This window comes from Methylobacterium sp. J-118, from assembly GCF_057836565.1.
This window is the reverse complement of record NZ_JBYQFA010000001.1, coordinates 2841883-2856540: the sequence shown is the minus strand read 5'-3', so window position 1 is coordinate 2856540 and position 14658 is coordinate 2841883. Positions and strand designations below refer to the sequence as shown.

Below are 14658 nucleotides of genomic sequence, written 5' to 3'. Positions count from 1 at the left end.
ATGTTCGGTGGGGTTGGGCGGTGCGGGAGTTCCCCACCGCCGGCTCCTCCCCACGAGGGGGAGGAGCGCGGGTCGATGATGCGAGCGGAGGGATCCGCCCGGTCTGTCAGGCCGCGAGGGAGCGCAGCACGTAGGGCAGGATGCCGCCGTTGCGGAAGTATTCCAGCTCGTCGAGGGTATCGATCCGGCAGGTCAGGGGGACCTGCTTCACCGAGCCGTCGGCGGACTTGATCTCCGCGGTGAGCGTCTGGCGCGGCTTCAGCTCGCCCGCCAGCCCCTTGATGGTGACGGTCTCGTCCCCCTTCAGGCCGAGCGACTGCCAGGACGTGTCGCCCTGGAAGACCAGCGGCACCACGCCCATCCCGACGAGGTTCGAGCGGTGGATGCGCTCGAAGCTCTCCGCCACCACGGCGCGGACGCCGAGCAGCTTCGTGCCCTTCGCCGCCCAGTCGCGCGACGAGCCGGTGCCATATTCTTTGCCGGCGAAGATCACCAGCGGCGTCCCCTGCTCCGCGTATTTCATCGCCGCGTCGTAGATGAACATCTTCTCGCCGGTGGGCTGGAAGTGCGTCCACCCGCCCTCGACCACGCCGCCGGAGGCGTCCCGCACCATCTGGTTCTTGATGCGGATATTGGCGAAGGTGCCCCGCATCATCACCTCGTGGTTGCCGCGCCGCGTGCCGTACTGGTTGAAGTCCTGCACGCGCACCTGATGCGTCTGCAGGTATTCACCGGCCGGGGAGGCCGCGCGGATATTGCCCGCCGGCGAGATGTGGTCGGTGGTGATCGAGTCGAGGAACAGGCCGAGGATGCGGGCCTCGGCGATGTCCTCCACCGGCTTCGGGGTCTTCTCCATGCCGACGAAGTACGGGGGGTTCTGCACGTAGGTGGAGCCGGGGTTCCACGCGAAGGTCTCGGCCTCGGTGACCTCGACGTCCTTCCAGTTCTGGTCGCCGCCGAACACGTCCGCGTAGCGGGACTTGAACAGCGCCGAGGTGATGTTCTGCTCGATGAACTGCTGCACCTCCTCCGAGGACGGCCAGATGTCCTTGAGATAGACCGGCTTGCCGTCCGAGCCCTGGCCCAGGGGCTCCGTGGTGATGTCGATCTGCATCGAGCCGGCCAGCGCGTAGGCGACCACGAGCGGCGGCGAGGCGAGGTAGTTCGCCCGCACGTCGGGGTTCACCCGGCCCTCGAAGTTGCGGTTGCCCGAGAGCACTGCGGCGGCCACGACGTCGTTGTCGTTGATCGCCTTGGAGATCGCCTCCGGCAGCGGGCCGGAATTGCCGATGCAGGTGGTGCAGCCGAAGCCGACGAGGTTGAAGCCGAGCGCGTCGAGGGGCTCCTGCAGGCCGGCCTTGTCCAGATACTCGGCGACCACCTGCGAGCCGGGGGCGAGCGAGGTCTTCACCCACGGCTTGGAGCGCAGGCCCTTGGCGACGGCGTTGCGGGCCAGCAGCCCCGCGCCGATCATCACCGAGGGGTTCGACGTGTTGGTGCAACTGGTGATCGCCGCGATCACCACGTCGCCGTGGCCGATGTCGAAGTTGGTGCCCTCGACCGGATAGCGGCGCGCGATGTCGGCGGCCTTCTTGAACTCGCTCTCCATCGAGGCCGCGAAGCCGGGCTTGGCGCCGTCGAGCAGCACCCGGTCCTGCGGACGCTTCGGGCCGGCGAGCGAGGGCCGGACCTCGCCCATGTCGAGCGCCAGCGTATCGGTGAAGGCCGGGTCGGGGGTGTTGGCGTCGCGCCACATGCCCTGCGCCTTGGCATAGGCCTCCACCAGGGCGATCCGCTCGTCGGACCGGCCGGTGACCTTCAGGAAGTCGATGGTCTTCCGGTCGACCGGGAAGAAGCCGCAGGTGGCGCCGTATTCCGGGGCCATGTTGGAGATCGTGGCCCGGTCGGCGACCGCCATGTCGTCGAGGCCGGGGCCGTAGAACTCCACGAACTTGCCGACCACGCCCTTCTTGCGCAGCATCTGGGTGACGGTGAGCACGAGGTCGGTGGCGGTGGTGCCCTCGGGCAGCTTGCCCGACAGCTTGAAGCCCACGACCTCGGGGATCAGCATCGACAGCGGCTGGCCGAGCATGGCCGCCTCGGCCTCGATGCCGCCGACGCCCCAGCCCAGCACCGCCATGCCGTTGACCATGGTGGTGTGCGAATCGGTGCCGACGAGCGAATCCGGGTAGGCCACCTCGGACCCGGCTTCGGACTTCGACCAGACGGTCTGCGACAGGTATTCCAGATTCACCTGGTGGCAGATGCCGGTGCCCGGCGGGACCACCGAGAAATTGTCGAACGCCGATTGGCCCCACTTCAGGAAGGTGTAGCGCTCGCCGTTGCGCTCGTATTCCAGGGCGACGTTGTCGGCCAGCGCCTTCGGGGTGCCGAACTCGTCGACGATCACCGAATGGTCGATGACGAGGTCCACCGGCACCAAGGGGTTGATCTTCTGCGGGTCGCCGCCGAGCGCCACCATGGCGTCGCGCATGGCCGCGAGATCGACCACCGCGGGCACGCCGGTGAAGTCCTGCATCAGCACCCGGGCCGGGCGGAAGGCGATCTCGACCTCGGCCTTGCCCTTCTGGTCGAGCCAGCCGACGGCGGCCTCGATATCGGCCTTCTTGACCGAGCGGTCGTCCTCGTAGCGGAGCAGATTCTCCAGGATCACCTTCATGGAGAAGGGGAGCGCGGTTGCGGAGGCGAGGCCGTTCTTCTCGGCCGCGGGGATGGAGTAGTAGGTGTAGGTCTTGCCGCCGGCTTCGAGCGTCTGGCGGGCCTTGAAGCTGTCGAGTGAGGGCACGGCTGGTTCTATCCTCGCTGCGGTTGTCGAACACGCGCAGGCAAGTCCTGCGCTAGGAGATCCGTGTTCGGCCTGTTTAGCGCCCGACGGGCGCGCGCCGCCCCGGGAGTGCCCGGGCAGGAGACGATGCGCGGGGGCGATTTGGACGCCCGTGGAGCCGCGCGGCGCAGCCAGGTAGGGATATAGAACGTTTCGAATCTGGCCGCTACCGGGTCGCGATGACAGGCGCGTTTTCCTGTCCGGGTGGCGCGGGGGCGCCCGTCTGCGCATGGCCCGAGAGCGGGGTCACGCATCTGCGTGGGAGACGCGGGCGGCCGGACTCGCCCTCCTGCGGGGGAGGAGGGTCACACATCTCCGGCCGCTGGGTTCCCTCCTCCCCGCCAGGGCTGCGACATTCACACATCGCTGGCCGAGACGCTCTCGTCCCCCTTGCGGGGAGGAACCGGAGGTGGGGGTGGCGCAGGATGCGGCGCGGCGGTGCCTTCTGCACCACCCCCACCCCTGACCCCTCCCCGCAAGGGGGAGGGGAAAAGCGCTCCGTTGTCATGATGTTGATGTCAGACTGAGACGTGTGAATCCGGCAGCCCCAGCGGGGCGGAATGGGCCCTGCGTCGGCAAGGGCCGGGGGAGGCCGACGCGCCTGGGTCCGGCCGTGACCCGCCTCGGGCCTAAACGGAGCGCTTGGCCACGGTCGCGCGGGGCGCCCTGACGGATCCGAGGATCGCCGGCCGTTCGGCGGGCGCTTCGCCCATCCGGTAGGCAGACCGCAGGGCCGCTTCCGCCCGATCCGCGGCGGCCTCGTCGGCCGCGTGGACGATTCCGAGCAGACCGCCCGACGACCCCGGGGCGGCGAGATCCGTGAATCCGACCCGGGGGTCGATGGAATCCTCCGGGCGGGTCCGGCCGCCACCGAGCCCGATCACCGCCAGCCCGATCGCCCGGGTCGCGATGCCGGCCACCGTCCCGGCCTGATGGACCGGCCGCTGCACCGGCGCGGCGGGCAGGTGTTTCTCCGGCTCGTCCAGGAGATCGGCCGGACCGCCCAAAGCCGCGACCATCCCGGCGAAGATCTCGGCCGCGCGGCCCGAGGCCAGGACCGCTTCGAGCCGCTCCGCGGCGCCTTCGGCGTGCTGCGCGAGCCCCCCGGCCACCAGCATCTCGGAGGCCAGCGCGAGCGTGACCGCGTGGAAGCGCGGCTCCCGGCGCAGGCCCTTCAGATAGGCGATGGCGTAGGCGACCTCGATGGCGTTGCCAGCGGCGCTCGCCAGCGGCGCGTCCATGTCGGTGATGAGCGCCGCCGTGCGCAGGCCCGCCCCCTCCGCCACCGTGACGATGCTCTCGGCCAGCGCCCGCGCTTCGGGCAGGCTCGCCATGAAGGCGCCGGAGCCCTGCTTGACGTCCATCACCTGTCCGTCGAGCCCGGCGGCGAGCTTCTTCGAGAGGATCGAGGCGGTGATGAGATCCAGCGACTCGACGGTCCCGGTCACGTCGCGGATCGCGTAGAGGCGCCGGTCGGCCGGGGCGAGGTCGGCGGTCTGGCCGATGATCGCGCAGCCGACTCGGGCGACGACGTCCCGGAAGGTGTCGAGCCCCGGGGTCGCATCGTAGCCCGGGATGCTGCCGAGCTTGTCGAGGGTGCCTCCGGTATGGCCGAGGCCGCGCCCGGAGATCATCGGCACATAGCCGCCGCAGGCCGCCACCATCGGGGCGAGGACGAGGCTCACCGTGTCGCCGATGCCGCCGGTGGAGTGCTTGTCGAGCACCGGCCCCGGCAGCGCCCAGGTCAGCACCCGGCCCGATTCCGCCATCGCCCGGGTCAGCGCCACCCGCTCGGGCAGCGCGAGGCCGCGGAAGAACACCGCCATGGCGAAGGCCGCCGCCTGCCCCTCGCCGACTGTGCCCCGCGTGAGGCCCGTGACGAAGGCCCCGATCTCCGCGGCATCCAAAGTCAGGCCGTCGCGCTTGGCCCGGATGGTTTCCTGCGGGAGGCGCATGCTCAGAGCCCCCGGGCCTGCATCAGGGCGCCGAACAGGCTGCTCGCCCCGAGCCGGAAGGTTTTTGGAGTCACCCAGTCGGGGCCCATGATCCGATCGGCCAGGGCGAGATAGGCGGCGGCGTCGGCGACGCTGCGCAGGCCGCCCGACACCTTCAGGCCGGCGGGGCTGCCGCGCGCCAGGATCTCCGTCAGCATCAGTTCGGCGGCCTCCGGGGTCGCCGAGACCGGGCTCTTGCCCGTGGAGGTCTTCAGGAAGTCGGCCCCCGCCTCCAGGGCGAGCCGGCTCGCCGCCCGGATCGTCACCGGATCGGCGAGTTCGCCCGTCTCGAGGATCACCTTGAGGGTCGCGGATCCGCAGGTGTCGCGCACGGCCTCGACCATGTCGCGGGCCAGCGCCGCATCGCCCCGCTGCAGGGCGCGATAGGGCAGGACGAGGTCGATCTCGTCCGCGCCGTCGCGCAGGGCCTCGGCGGTGTCGTCGGTGGCCCGGGCGCAATCCTCGCCGCCGTCGGGGAAGTTGATCACCGTGGCGATCCGGAGGCCGGTGCCGGAGAGCGCCCGGGCGCCCTGCGCGACGAAGCGCGGCCAGACGCAGATCGCGGCGACACCGCCGGCCTTCGCGTCCCGGCACAGGGCGTCGATCTTCGTCTCGGTGCAGGTCTCGCCGAGATCGGTGAGATCGAGGAGCGGCAGCGCCCGGCGGGCGACCGCGCCGGTCTCGGGATCGGTCATGGCGTGTCTCCGGCGGGCGGATCTCTGGCGGGCAGGTCTCCGGCGGGCAAGCCGGCCACGAACGCCCGGATCAGGCGGCCGAGATCCGCCGCGGCCCGGGCCGCCACCGCTTTGGTCTCGGCGTGGTGCGGGGCGCCCCCGGCGATCCCGGCGGCGAGGTTGGTCACCACCGAGACCGCCGCCACCGGCAGATCGAGGAAGCGGGCGAGGATGACCTCGGGCACCGTCGACATGCCCACGAGGTCGGCCCCGAGGATGCCGGCCATCCGGACCTCGGCGGGCGTCTCGAAGCTCGGGCCGGAGAACCACGCGTAGACCCCCTCCCCCAGCGGCAGACCGCAGGTGGAGGCCGCCGCGCGCAGGCGCGCACGCAGGTCCGGGTCGTAGGCCTCGGTCATCGGCACGAAGCGGGCATCGCTCGCCTCGCCGATCAGCGGGTTGAGGCCCGACAGGTTGATGTGGTCGGACAGCAGCACGAGGCTGCCGGGGCCGGTCTCCGGCCGCAGGGATCCGGAGGCGTTGGTCAGGAGCAGGCGCCGTGCCCCGATCTGTCGCGCGCAGGCGAGCGGCACGCGCATCACCGCCGGGTCGCCCCGCTCGTAGGCGTGCGCCCGCCCCTCGAAGACCAGGACGGGCCGCCCGGCGAGCGTGCCGCGATGAAGCCGGCCGCCATGGCCGCTGACCCCAGCCCCCGGGAAGCTCGGGATCGCCGCGTAGGCGAGGGAGACGGCGTCCTCCAGGGCGGCCGCGATCCCGCCGAGGCCGGTGCCGGTCACGAGGGCGCAGGCGTAGTCCCCCGCGAAGCCGGCGGCACGCAGCGCGTCGAGGGCGGCGGCCTCACTCACCGAGCGTCTCCGGACCGAAGGATTCGGGCAGCAGGTCCGCGAGCGTGAAGGTTCTGGCGATGCCGTCCGGGGTGGCGGCGTGGATCGGCGTGTCCGGCCCCGCGAATTCCCGGATGCGCTGGCGGCAGGCGCCGCAGGGCGTCACGAGGCCCGCGCCGTCCCCGCAGACGAGGATCGCCGCGATGCGCCGCCCGCCGGCCGCCACCATGGCGGCGATCGCCCCGGCCTCCGCGCAGGTCCCGACCGGATAGGCCGCGTTCTCGACGTTGCAGCCGGCATGGAGGACGCCGCGCTCGTCGCGCAGCGCCGCGCCGACCCGGAAGCGGGAATAGGGCGCGTGCGCCCGCTCCCGGACCGACCGCGCGGCCGCCAGCAGGGCCGCCCCCTCATCCGCTTGTGCTGAATCCGCAGCCTGCATGGCCGATCTTTGGCACCCGCCGGGGCTGGATGTCGAGGGTCATGGTGGGCCGGAGGAGGCGTCGCGATGCGCGCATCGCTCAGCCTTGTGTCGGACACGCGGCCGAAATATTTACACCATCCTGTACAGCTGAGGATGGGTATGAGCCAGGTCAGCTACACCGAGTTCCGTGCGCACCTCGCGACCTACCTCGACCGTGTCGAGGAGGATCGGGCGGAGCTGATCGTGACCCGGCAGAACCGCCCAGACATGGTGGTCATGCCGCTGGCCGAGCTGAACAGCATCCGCGAGACGCTGCACCTGCTCTCGACGCCGGCGAATGCCAAGCGTCTTCTGGACGGTGTCGCACAGCTTGATGCCGGGGCCGGCACCGAACATAGCCTCATCGAGCCGTGAAGCTCGTCTGGTCAGTGACGGCCTGGGAGGATTACCTGCACTGGCAGGCGACCGACCGGGATACGCTTGTCCGCATCAATGATCTGATCAAGGCCAGCATGCGAACGCCTTTCTCGGGCGTTGGGAAAGTCGAACCTTTGCGAGGCAACCTCAAAAGATGGTGGTCGCGCCGGATCACCGGGGAGCACCGCCTCGTGTATCGCGTGAAAGGCGTCGGAGAGGATCAAGTCCTCGAGATTGTCCAATGCCGCTGGCACTACGACGCCTGAAGCGGGCGCGGCCTGTCGCAATGTGGTCGGGACGAGCGCCGGAAGTCTGACTTCACCGCTTCAGCGCGCCGACGGCTCAGCCCCGAGCAGACCCGCCACCTGCCGCAGCGCCGCGTCGTCCCGCGGGCCGATCAGCGCGTAGGCGGTGTCGCCCGCGTTCCAGGAGATGACGTCGCCGTCGTCGGAGCCGGTAAGGGCCGTGGCTCCCCCGCGGAGGCCGCGCGTGGCGAAGAGCGACGCCTCGCCGAAGCCCCCGGCCTCCAGGGCGATCTCGATGCCGGTGCCGTGGCGGGCGGGGAAGATCTGGATGTCGCGCACCCGCCAGCCGTCCGGGAGCGTCGGCAGGTCGATGCCCGTGACGGCGCGCAGGCGCGTCCGATCGTAGACCGGCCCCTCGGCCTGGCCCGCGGCCTGTCCCGTCACGCTCTTGCGCAGCTGCGCCACGGCGCGGGCCTGCCGGGCGTCGGCGATCAGGACCGGATCCGGCGTCGCCGCCTGGGTGTCCGGCACGCCGAACCGCCCGATCTCGTCATGGGCGAGCCAGCCCGCGCCGACCAGCACCGCGATGGCGGCGGCCCGCTTGAGGCGCGCGGCGACCCGGCGCCAACGCAGGTTGCGGTCGAACCGGCGCGCCAGGACGACGGTCCGGTCGGGCCCGGGCCCCGGGACCCGGGCGAAGCAGGCCCGCAGGGCGTCGCGATCGTGCATCTCGGCCATCACCCGGGCGGCGGCGGCGGGATTGGCGGCCAGATGGGCCTCGACGTCGAGGCGGCGCATCGGGTCGATCTGGCCGTCGACGAAGGCGATGAGATCGTCGTCTGTGATCGGATCGATCATCGTGGGGTCCTCGAATCCAGCGTGCCCCGGAGGCGATCCGCCGGTCGCAATCGTCAGTGGGCGCCGGCACCCCTCGGTGCCGGTCCATCGTCATGCCTGTGCTCAGGACTCCCCGGCGGCGCGCCGGAGGGGCCAGGCGGACCGGCCCCGCGGCGGCGCGTCGGAGACCACGAGCCGGAGGGTGGAGGGCGGCCCGCGCCGCGTCTCGGAGGCCGTCGCACCGGCCTCGGATTCCCCGGCAGCCCGGGTCCCCTCCTCGAAGGCCCGCAGGGCCGCCCGGCCGCGGCCGAGGCGGGACATCAGCGTGCCGATCGGGATGCCGAGCACGGACGCCGCGTCGGCATAGGCCATGCCCTCCAGGGTGACGAGGTGGAGCGCGGCGCGCTGCTCCTCCGGGAGGGTCAGGAAGGCCTGCCGGATCTGGGCGAGGCGGACCTGCCCCTCCTGGGCCGGGGGCGCCGTGTCCTCGGCCATCCGCACCAGCGTATCGGCGTGGCGCGCCTCGACCTGCCGGCGGCGCTGCTCGTCGATGAAGGCGTTGTGCAGCACCGTCATCATCCAGGTGCGCAGGTTGGTGTTCGGGCGGAGCGTGCCCTGCATTTCCAGGGCGCGCACGAGCGTGTCGTGCACGAGATCGTCGGCCCGCAAGGCGTCGCGGGTGAGGGACCGGGCGTAGCGCCGCAGGGGCACCAGCAGGTCGAGGATGTCGGGGTGCGTCTGCGTATCCGATGCCATGGGGTGTGAACGCCGGGGCGCGGCGCTTTAATCCCGCCGGCGGGCGTTCAGGCCCGGTCGAGGGCGGCCGCGATGCCGGCGATCACCCGCGGATCGGTGGGCTCGACCTGCGTGGCGAAGGCCGCCGCCAGGGTGCCGTCCCGGGCGACGAGATATTTGTGGAAGTTCCAGTGCGGGGTCTCGGACGGGCGCTCGGCGGCGGCCCAGCGGTAGAACGGGTGAGCGGCCGGGAGCTTCACGTGCGTCTTGGCGGTGAGCGGGAAGGTGACGCCGTGGTTCTTTCGGGCGGCCTCGGCGATGGCAGGCCCGTCCAGCGGCTCCTGATTGCCGAAATCGGGGGACGGCACGCCGATCACCGTGAGACCCCGGTCACCGAAGCGCGTCCACAGGGTCTGGAGATTGGCGAGCTGCCCGGCATAGCCGCAGGCGGTGGCGGTGTTGACCACCAGGATGGGCTTGCCCGCATAGGCCGAAAGCGGCATCGGGCCGCCCTCCGGCGTCGCGAAGGCGAAGTCGGTGGCCCGCGTGGCCTCAGCGGCGCGGGCGCCGCCGGCGAGGCCGGCGCCGATCAGGATCAGGGCCTCGCGGCGCAGCAGCGTCATGGGGGCGGCCTCGTTTCGCGCAGGACCCAATACCGGTATCCCGCTGAGCGATAACGCGCCAGGCCGACCCGCGTTTTGCCCGCCGGGAGGGCGGCTTCGTCGCAGTCGCGGGGCAAGCCGTCCCGGCGGGGGGACCGGCTCAGGCCGCCCGGACGGTTTCGAGGAAGTCGTGGACCTCAGCGTCGAGCCGCCGCGCCTGCACCGAGAGGTCCGAGGCGGAGCCGAGCACATGCGCGGCGGCCGCCCCTGCCCCCTGCGCCGCCCGGGCGACGCCCGCGATGTTGTGCGTCACCGCGCCGGTGCCGGTCGACGCGTGCCCGACGTTCCGGACGATTTCCTCGGTGGCCGATCCCTGCTGCTCGATCGCGGCGGCGATCCCATCGGCCAATGCGCTGATCTCCTTGATGCGGGAGACGACCACGACGAGGGCCCCGGAGGCGTCCCCGGTGCAGGATCGGATCTCCCCGATCTGGCGGGCGACCTCCTCGGTGGCCTTGGCGGTCTGAGCGGCCAGTTCCTTGACCTCGGTCGCCACCACGGCGAAGCCGCGGCCGGATTCCCCGGCCCGGGCGGCCTCGATGGTGGCATTGAGCGCCAGAAGGTTCGTCTGTGCGGCGATACCCGAGATGAGGCCGACGACGTCGCCGATCCGCGCCGCGCTCGCCTGCAGGCTCTGCATCAGGTCCGAGGATTTCCCGGCTTCGGCGACGGCCGCGCTGGCGACGCCGGTCGACGCCTGCACCTGGCGGCCGATCTCGCCGACCGTCGCGCCGAGCTCCTCGGCGGCGGCCGCCACCGTTCCGACATTCGCGGCCGCCTCCTCGGCCGCGACGGCCACCGAGGTCGATTGGCTCGCCGTCTCGGCGGCGGCCGCGCTCATGGTCTCGGCGGTGGATTGCAGTTCGGCCGCCGCGGCCGTGACGGCGCGCACCACACCCCCGACCGCCGCCTCGAAGCGGTCGGCCATCTCCCGCATCGTGGCCTTGCGCTGCGCCTCGTGGGTGGCGTGCGCCTGGGCCGCCTCCAGTTCCAGGGTCTTGGCGCGCGCCAGGCCGTCCCGGAAGACCTGCACGGCGTCGGCCATGGCCCCGATCTCGTCGCCTCGGCCTACGCCGGGTACCTTGGCCGAGAGGTCGTCCGCGGCGAATTTGCGCATCGCATCCGTTATGGCGCGGATCGGCTTGGCGATGCCGAGTTGCAGCAGCACCAGCCCGGCGAGGGCAATCACCGTCATCAGGCCGAGGCCGCCGAGACTGGCCAAGCGCGATGTGGCGATGGCCTCCGCGGCGGCGACGGCGCGTTCCTGCATCAAGGCGCGCTCGGTCTGTGCGATCTCGGCCGTCTTCGCGCGGATGCTGTCCATCAGCGCCTTGCCCGCGCCCGCACTGACCTGACGGCGTGCCTCCTCCCGCGTCGCGGCATCACCCATCAGCGCGATCTCGCTGTCGGCGATCTCGTGGCTCCAGCGCTCGGCCGCGCTCCTCAGCGCCGCGAGCCGGGCCTGTTGCACGGGATTGTCCGCGGTCAGTTGCTGGACAGCCGCCCACGTCATCGAAAAGGTCTGTTGACCCGCCGTTTCGGGCTCGAGGAAGCGCGGATCCGCGGAGATCAAGTAGCCGCGCAGGCCGGTCTCGCGATCGATCATCGCGGCGCTCATGCGCTCGACCTCGACCAGCAACGCCTGCGTGTGCGCGTTCCGCTCCTCGGTCTCCTCGATTCGCGCTATATTCTTTATTGAAATCGCGGAGACGACAATCATTACAGCCATCAGCGCGCTTATCACGAGCGCGATCTTGACGCTGATTCTCATTTTTACCAAATGAAATGGCATGATACGCCCCCTCCCGGCACGGTTTTCCGTGATCGTCTGGGCCTCCCGAACCCAGACAAAGACGCATATAGTCCGCACGTGAAGGTCTTATTATTGCTAAAATAGCAGATATTCGTAGCATCTGGACAAAATCACGGCTTGAATGCCGCGATATTATACCGATACAGACCTTTAGTTGTGATTCGCGCCCTGGACGATTACTGAACGACGGCCTGCCGCAGCGATGGCGCGCGGTGGCCCGCTCACTGATAGGCCTGTTGTAGGTCGATCGAGCAATCCCGGCCGATCGCCTCATAGGTCTCGGCGAGCCAAGACCGTGCCGCCCCGCGGCCCTTGTCGCGCAGGCGCTTGAAGACGGTCCAGCGGGCGTCGAGCTTGGAGGCGGCGTTGTAGTCCTCCAGGGCGTCGGTGCCGTCGATCCGATGCACCAGGACCCGGCGGTACTGCCCCTGGCCGAGGGTGCCCTCCTCGATCAGCCCGTCGACGAAATCGATGGCGCGCAGTTCCCGCATCAGATTGGCGTTGAAGGTGATCTCGTTGAGCCGGTCGCGGATCTCGCGCTCCGTGCGCGGGGTCTCGCGCCGCTCGACGGGGTTGATCTGGACGAGCACGATGTCGCGGGTCTGGGCGCCCCGGTGCAGGGGGTAGAGCGGCGGATTGCCGAGATAGCCCCCGTCCCAGTAGGGCACGCCGTCGATCTCCACCGCCTGGAAGACCGTGGGCAGGCAGGCCGAGGCCATCAGGTGGTCCACGGTCAGGCGCTCGCGCTCGAACACCGCGAGCTTGCCGGTCCAGACGTTAGTCGCCGAGACGAACACGCCCGCCGTGTCGGCCGCGCGCAGGCGCTCGAAATCGACCTGCTCGGCCAGGGCCTTGCGCAGCGGGTTGATGTTGAGCGGGTTCGACACGTAGGGGCTCGGCGACAGCATCTTGGACCAGAATTCGGCCACCGGGTTTCCCTTCCACAGGTTGAACAAGCCGCTGACGAGGTGGCGCTGGGCCGGGCCGAGGTCGCCGTCGAGGCTCACCTCCCGCCAGAATCGCTCGAGACCCTCGCGGGCCCCGTCCGGGCCGCCCTTGAGCCAGCCATCCACCAGGACGACGGCGTTCATCGCCCCCGCGCTCGCCCCCGTCACCGCCTCGAAGCCGAGGCGCCCGTCCTCGATCAGGGCGTCGAGCACGCCCCAGGTGAAGGCGCCGTGCGCCCCGCCCCCCTGCAGCGCCAGGGCGACCGGCTTCTCGGCCCCGGGGCCGGCCAGCATGTGGCCCGGCATCTGCCCCGGCTGCGCGTCGATCGCGTCCGAGACGGGCGTCTCCGGCACGGCGGTGGCGGGATTGTGCGGCTCGGCGCCGCCGAAGTGCTGGCTCATGTCGGCCTCCTGGGTCAGACCGTTAAAATGGATATGCTGCAGCGCAGCATCAACCGCGCGGCAGGGTTGCGGCCCGCCGCCCGGCGGCGCGCCCGCGCGAGCGGATCGGCAACAGCGGCGGACGAAAACCCCGCCGGCCGCACGGCAAACTCGACATCCGCGCGCAGATGCGACATGAGATCCGCGATGTTGTCCTGCGCGATGCTGTCCCGTGGGGCACCGGCTTGACGCCGCGCCGGGTCGTCCGCACCTCCCCCGCGGCAGCCCCGAAGTTCCGGCGCGGCGTGTCCCCGGGACAGGCCCGACGGCTCTGACGGCTCCGGCGCCTCGCGAGGCGCGCACGCGAAGGTCCACGATGGAAGTCATGGAAGCCACCCGTTCCGACACCGCCGCCGAAATCCCCGCCGCCGGGAACCCCCTGGCCGCGGGCGGCCCGGAGATCGCCGGCCCCGCGCCGCGCCACCGCACGGTCGGCGTCACCGTCGGCGCGGGTGAGGGCGCGGTCATGGTCGGCGGCGGTGCGCCGATCGTCGTCCAGTCGATGACCAACACCGACACCGCCGACATCGACGCCACGGTGGCGCAGGTCGCCCAGCTCGCCCGGGTCGGCTCGGAGCTGGTCCGCATCACCGTGGACCGCGACGAGGCGGCGGCCGCCGTGCCGAAGATCCGCGAGCGCCTGGACCGGATCGGCGTCCACGTGCCCCTGATCGGCGACTTCCATTACATCGGCCACAAGCTGCTCGCCGACCACCCGGCCTGTGCCGAGGCTCTGGCCAAGTACCGGATCAACCCCGGCAACGTCGGCTTCAAGGACAAGAAGGACACCCAGTTCTCGACGATCATCGAGCAGGCGATCAAGTACGGCAAGACCGTGCGGATCGGTGCCAACTGGGGCTCGCTGGACGGCGAGTTGCTCACCCACATGATGGACGAGAACGCCAAGGCGCCCCGGCCGATCGATGCCCGCGCGGTGATGCGCGAGGCGATGGTGCGCTCGGCGATCGGCTCCGCCGACCGCGCCGTGGAACTCGGCCTGCCGCAGAACCGGATCATCCTCTCCGCCAAGGTCTCGGCGGTGCAGGACCTGATCGCGGTCTACCGCGAGGTGGCGCGGCGCTCCGACTACGCGATCCATCTCGGCCTCACCGAGGCCGGCATGGGCTCGAAGGGCCTGGTCGCGGCCTCGGCGGCCATCGGCGTGCTGCTCCAAGAGGGGATCGGCGACACGATCCGCTACTCGCTCACCCCCGAGCCCGGCGGCGACCGGAGCGTGGAGGTGAAGGCCAGCCAGGAACTCCTGCAGACCATGGGGTTCCGCACCTTCGTGCCGATGGTGGCGGCCTGCCCCGGCTGCGGCCGCACGACCTCGACCACCTTCCAGGAGCTGGCCCGGGACATCCAGAACTGGATCGTCACGTCCATGCCGGAATGGAAGAAGACCTATCCGGGGGTCGAGGGGCTGAACGTCGCCGTGATGGGCTGCATCGTGAACGGCCCGGGCGAATCGAAGCACGCCGATATCGGGATCTCCCTGCCCGGCACCGGCGAGACCCCGACCGCGCCGGTCTTCATCGACGGCAAGAAGGCGATGACGCTGCGCGGTGCGACGCTCGCCAAGGATTTCGAGACGATCGTGATCGACTACATCGAGCGCCGCTTCGGCCAGGGCGGGACGCGCACCGCCGCGGAGTGAGGTTCGGGTCGCGGGGGAACGCGCTGCCCTGCGATTTTGCCGTCATGGCAACGCATATCCGCCGCGCATCCTCCCTCCCCCCTTTGCGGGGGAGGGTGGCCCCCGAAGGGGGTCGCGAGAGGGGA

14 protein-coding genes are annotated in these 14658 nt (G+C 71.0%); 3 read left to right on the top strand and 11 right to left on the bottom strand.

The annotated features are described in order from the left end of the window. Window positions 1-106 precede the first annotated feature (106 nt). From acnA to cdd, 5 genes are all read right to left on the bottom strand, one after another. Complete coding sequence (acnA, locus tag AC3IF3_RS13770; protein WP_489229220.1) at window positions 107-2806, bottom strand: aconitate hydratase AcnA; 2700 nt, start codon at window positions 2804-2806, stop codon at window positions 107-109. 668 nt (window positions 2807-3474) lie between these two features. After that, complete coding sequence (gene deoA / locus AC3IF3_RS13765) at window positions 3475-4800, bottom strand: thymidine phosphorylase (protein ID WP_489229219.1); 1326 nt, start codon at window positions 4798-4800, stop codon at window positions 3475-3477. A gap of 2 nt (window positions 4801-4802) precedes the next feature. Then, window positions 4803-5534 (bottom strand): deoxyribose-phosphate aldolase, encoded by a 732-nt coding sequence (deoC, locus tag AC3IF3_RS13760; RefSeq protein WP_489229218.1) that lies wholly within the window; start codon window positions 5532-5534, stop codon window positions 4803-4805. After that, window positions 5531-6379 (bottom strand): purine-nucleoside phosphorylase, encoded by an 849-nt coding sequence (locus AC3IF3_RS13755; RefSeq protein ID WP_489229217.1) that lies wholly within the window; start codon window positions 6377-6379, stop codon window positions 5531-5533. The genes deoC and AC3IF3_RS13755 overlap by 4 nt, the downstream gene beginning before the upstream one ends. After that, window positions 6372-6797: a cytidine deaminase gene (gene cdd, locus AC3IF3_RS13750; protein ID WP_243973358.1), complete on the bottom strand. Its 426-nt coding sequence runs from the start codon at window positions 6795-6797 to the stop codon at window positions 6372-6374. The genes AC3IF3_RS13755 and cdd overlap by 8 nt, the downstream gene beginning before the upstream one ends. A gap of 66 nt (window positions 6798-6863) precedes the next feature. Here cdd and AC3IF3_RS13745 point away from each other — a divergent pair, with 66 nt between their 5' ends. Both AC3IF3_RS13745 and AC3IF3_RS13740 read left to right on the top strand, forming a co-directional pair. Further along, entirely contained in the window at window positions 6864-7193 is a 330-nt protein-coding gene (locus AC3IF3_RS13745) for a type II toxin-antitoxin system Phd/YefM family antitoxin (RefSeq protein WP_489229216.1), read from the top strand. Continuing rightward, the gene (locus tag AC3IF3_RS13740; protein WP_489216600.1) at window positions 7190-7462 is read left to right on the top strand and encodes a Txe/YoeB family addiction module toxin; all 273 of its coding nucleotides are present in this window, start codon (window positions 7190-7192) and stop codon (window positions 7460-7462) included. Before AC3IF3_RS13745 ends, AC3IF3_RS13740 begins: the two co-directional genes overlap by 4 nt. Window positions 7463-7522: 60 nt before the next feature. Here the strand turns inward: AC3IF3_RS13740 and AC3IF3_RS13735 are convergent, their stop codons facing one another. The 6 genes from AC3IF3_RS13735 to AC3IF3_RS13710 all read right to left on the bottom strand — a co-directional run bounded on the left by AC3IF3_RS13735 (window position 7523) and on the right by AC3IF3_RS13710 (window position 13013). Then, on the bottom strand, window positions 7523-8299 hold the full coding sequence (locus AC3IF3_RS13735) for an anti-sigma factor family protein (protein ID WP_489216598.1): 777 nt from the start codon (window positions 8297-8299) through the stop codon (window positions 7523-7525). A gap of 102 nt (window positions 8300-8401) precedes the next feature. Then, entirely contained in the window at window positions 8402-9034 is a 633-nt protein-coding gene (locus tag AC3IF3_RS13730) for a sigma-70 family RNA polymerase sigma factor (protein ID WP_489229214.1), read from the bottom strand. A gap of 47 nt (window positions 9035-9081) precedes the next feature. Then, complete coding sequence (locus AC3IF3_RS13725) at window positions 9082-9636, bottom strand: glutathione peroxidase (protein WP_489229212.1); 555 nt, start codon at window positions 9634-9636, stop codon at window positions 9082-9084. Between the two features lie 139 nt (window positions 9637-9775). Further along, on the bottom strand, window positions 9776-11404 hold the full coding sequence (locus AC3IF3_RS13720) for a methyl-accepting chemotaxis protein (protein ID WP_489229210.1): 1629 nt from the start codon (window positions 11402-11404) through the stop codon (window positions 9776-9778). A gap of 305 nt (window positions 11405-11709) precedes the next feature. Next, a complete protein-coding gene (locus AC3IF3_RS13715) occupies window positions 11710-12837 on the bottom strand; it encodes a patatin-like phospholipase family protein (RefSeq protein ID WP_243973351.1) in 1128 nt (375 codons plus the stop codon). A 14-nt stretch (window positions 12838-12851) separates the two neighbouring features. Further along, on the bottom strand, window positions 12852-13013 hold the full coding sequence (locus AC3IF3_RS13710) for a hypothetical protein (protein WP_489229209.1): 162 nt from the start codon (window positions 13011-13013) through the stop codon (window positions 12852-12854). A 179-nt stretch (window positions 13014-13192) separates the two neighbouring features. Between AC3IF3_RS13710 and ispG the strand changes: the two genes are divergently transcribed. Next, complete coding sequence (ispG, locus tag AC3IF3_RS13705) at window positions 13193-14533, top strand: flavodoxin-dependent (E)-4-hydroxy-3-methylbut-2-enyl-diphosphate synthase (protein ID WP_489229207.1); 1341 nt, start codon at window positions 13193-13195, stop codon at window positions 14531-14533. Window positions 14534-14658 lie beyond the last annotated feature (125 nt).

What these genes read in the sequence shown, in the direction of transcription:
- deoA (WP_489229219.1), bottom strand. Translation starts at nt 4,800, where the DNA reads ATGCGCCTCCCGCAGGAAACCATCCGGGCCAAGCGCGACGGCCTGACT.
- deoC (WP_489229218.1), bottom strand. Translation starts at nt 5,534, where the DNA reads ATGACCGATCCCGAGACCGGCGCGGTCGCCCGCCGGGCGCTGCCGCTC.
- cdd (WP_243973358.1), bottom strand. Translation starts at nt 6,797, where the DNA reads ATGCAGGCTGCGGATTCAGCACAAGCGGATGAGGGGGCGGCCCTGCTG.
- AC3IF3_RS13745 (WP_489229216.1), top strand. Translation starts at nt 6,864, where the DNA reads ATGCGCGCATCGCTCAGCCTTGTGTCGGACACGCGGCCGAAATATTTA.
- AC3IF3_RS13735 (WP_489216598.1), bottom strand. Translation starts at nt 8,299, where the DNA reads ATGATCGATCCGATCACAGACGACGATCTCATCGCCTTCGTCGACGGC.
- AC3IF3_RS13730 (WP_489229214.1), bottom strand. Translation starts at nt 9,034, where the DNA reads ATGGCATCGGATACGCAGACGCACCCCGACATCCTCGACCTGCTGGTG.
- AC3IF3_RS13725 (WP_489229212.1), bottom strand. Translation starts at nt 9,636, where the DNA reads ATGACGCTGCTGCGCCGCGAGGCCCTGATCCTGATCGGCGCCGGCCTC.
- AC3IF3_RS13720 (WP_489229210.1), bottom strand. Translation starts at nt 11,404, where the DNA reads ATGGCTGTAATGATTGTCGTCTCCGCGATTTCAATAAAGAATATAGCG.
- AC3IF3_RS13715 (WP_243973351.1), bottom strand. Translation starts at nt 12,837, where the DNA reads ATGAGCCAGCACTTCGGCGGCGCCGAGCCGCACAATCCCGCCACCGCC.
- AC3IF3_RS13710 (WP_489229209.1), bottom strand. Translation starts at nt 13,013, where the DNA reads ATGTCGCATCTGCGCGCGGATGTCGAGTTTGCCGTGCGGCCGGCGGGG.
- ispG (WP_489229207.1), top strand. Translation starts at nt 13,193, where the DNA reads ATGGAAGTCATGGAAGCCACCCGTTCCGACACCGCCGCCGAAATCCCC.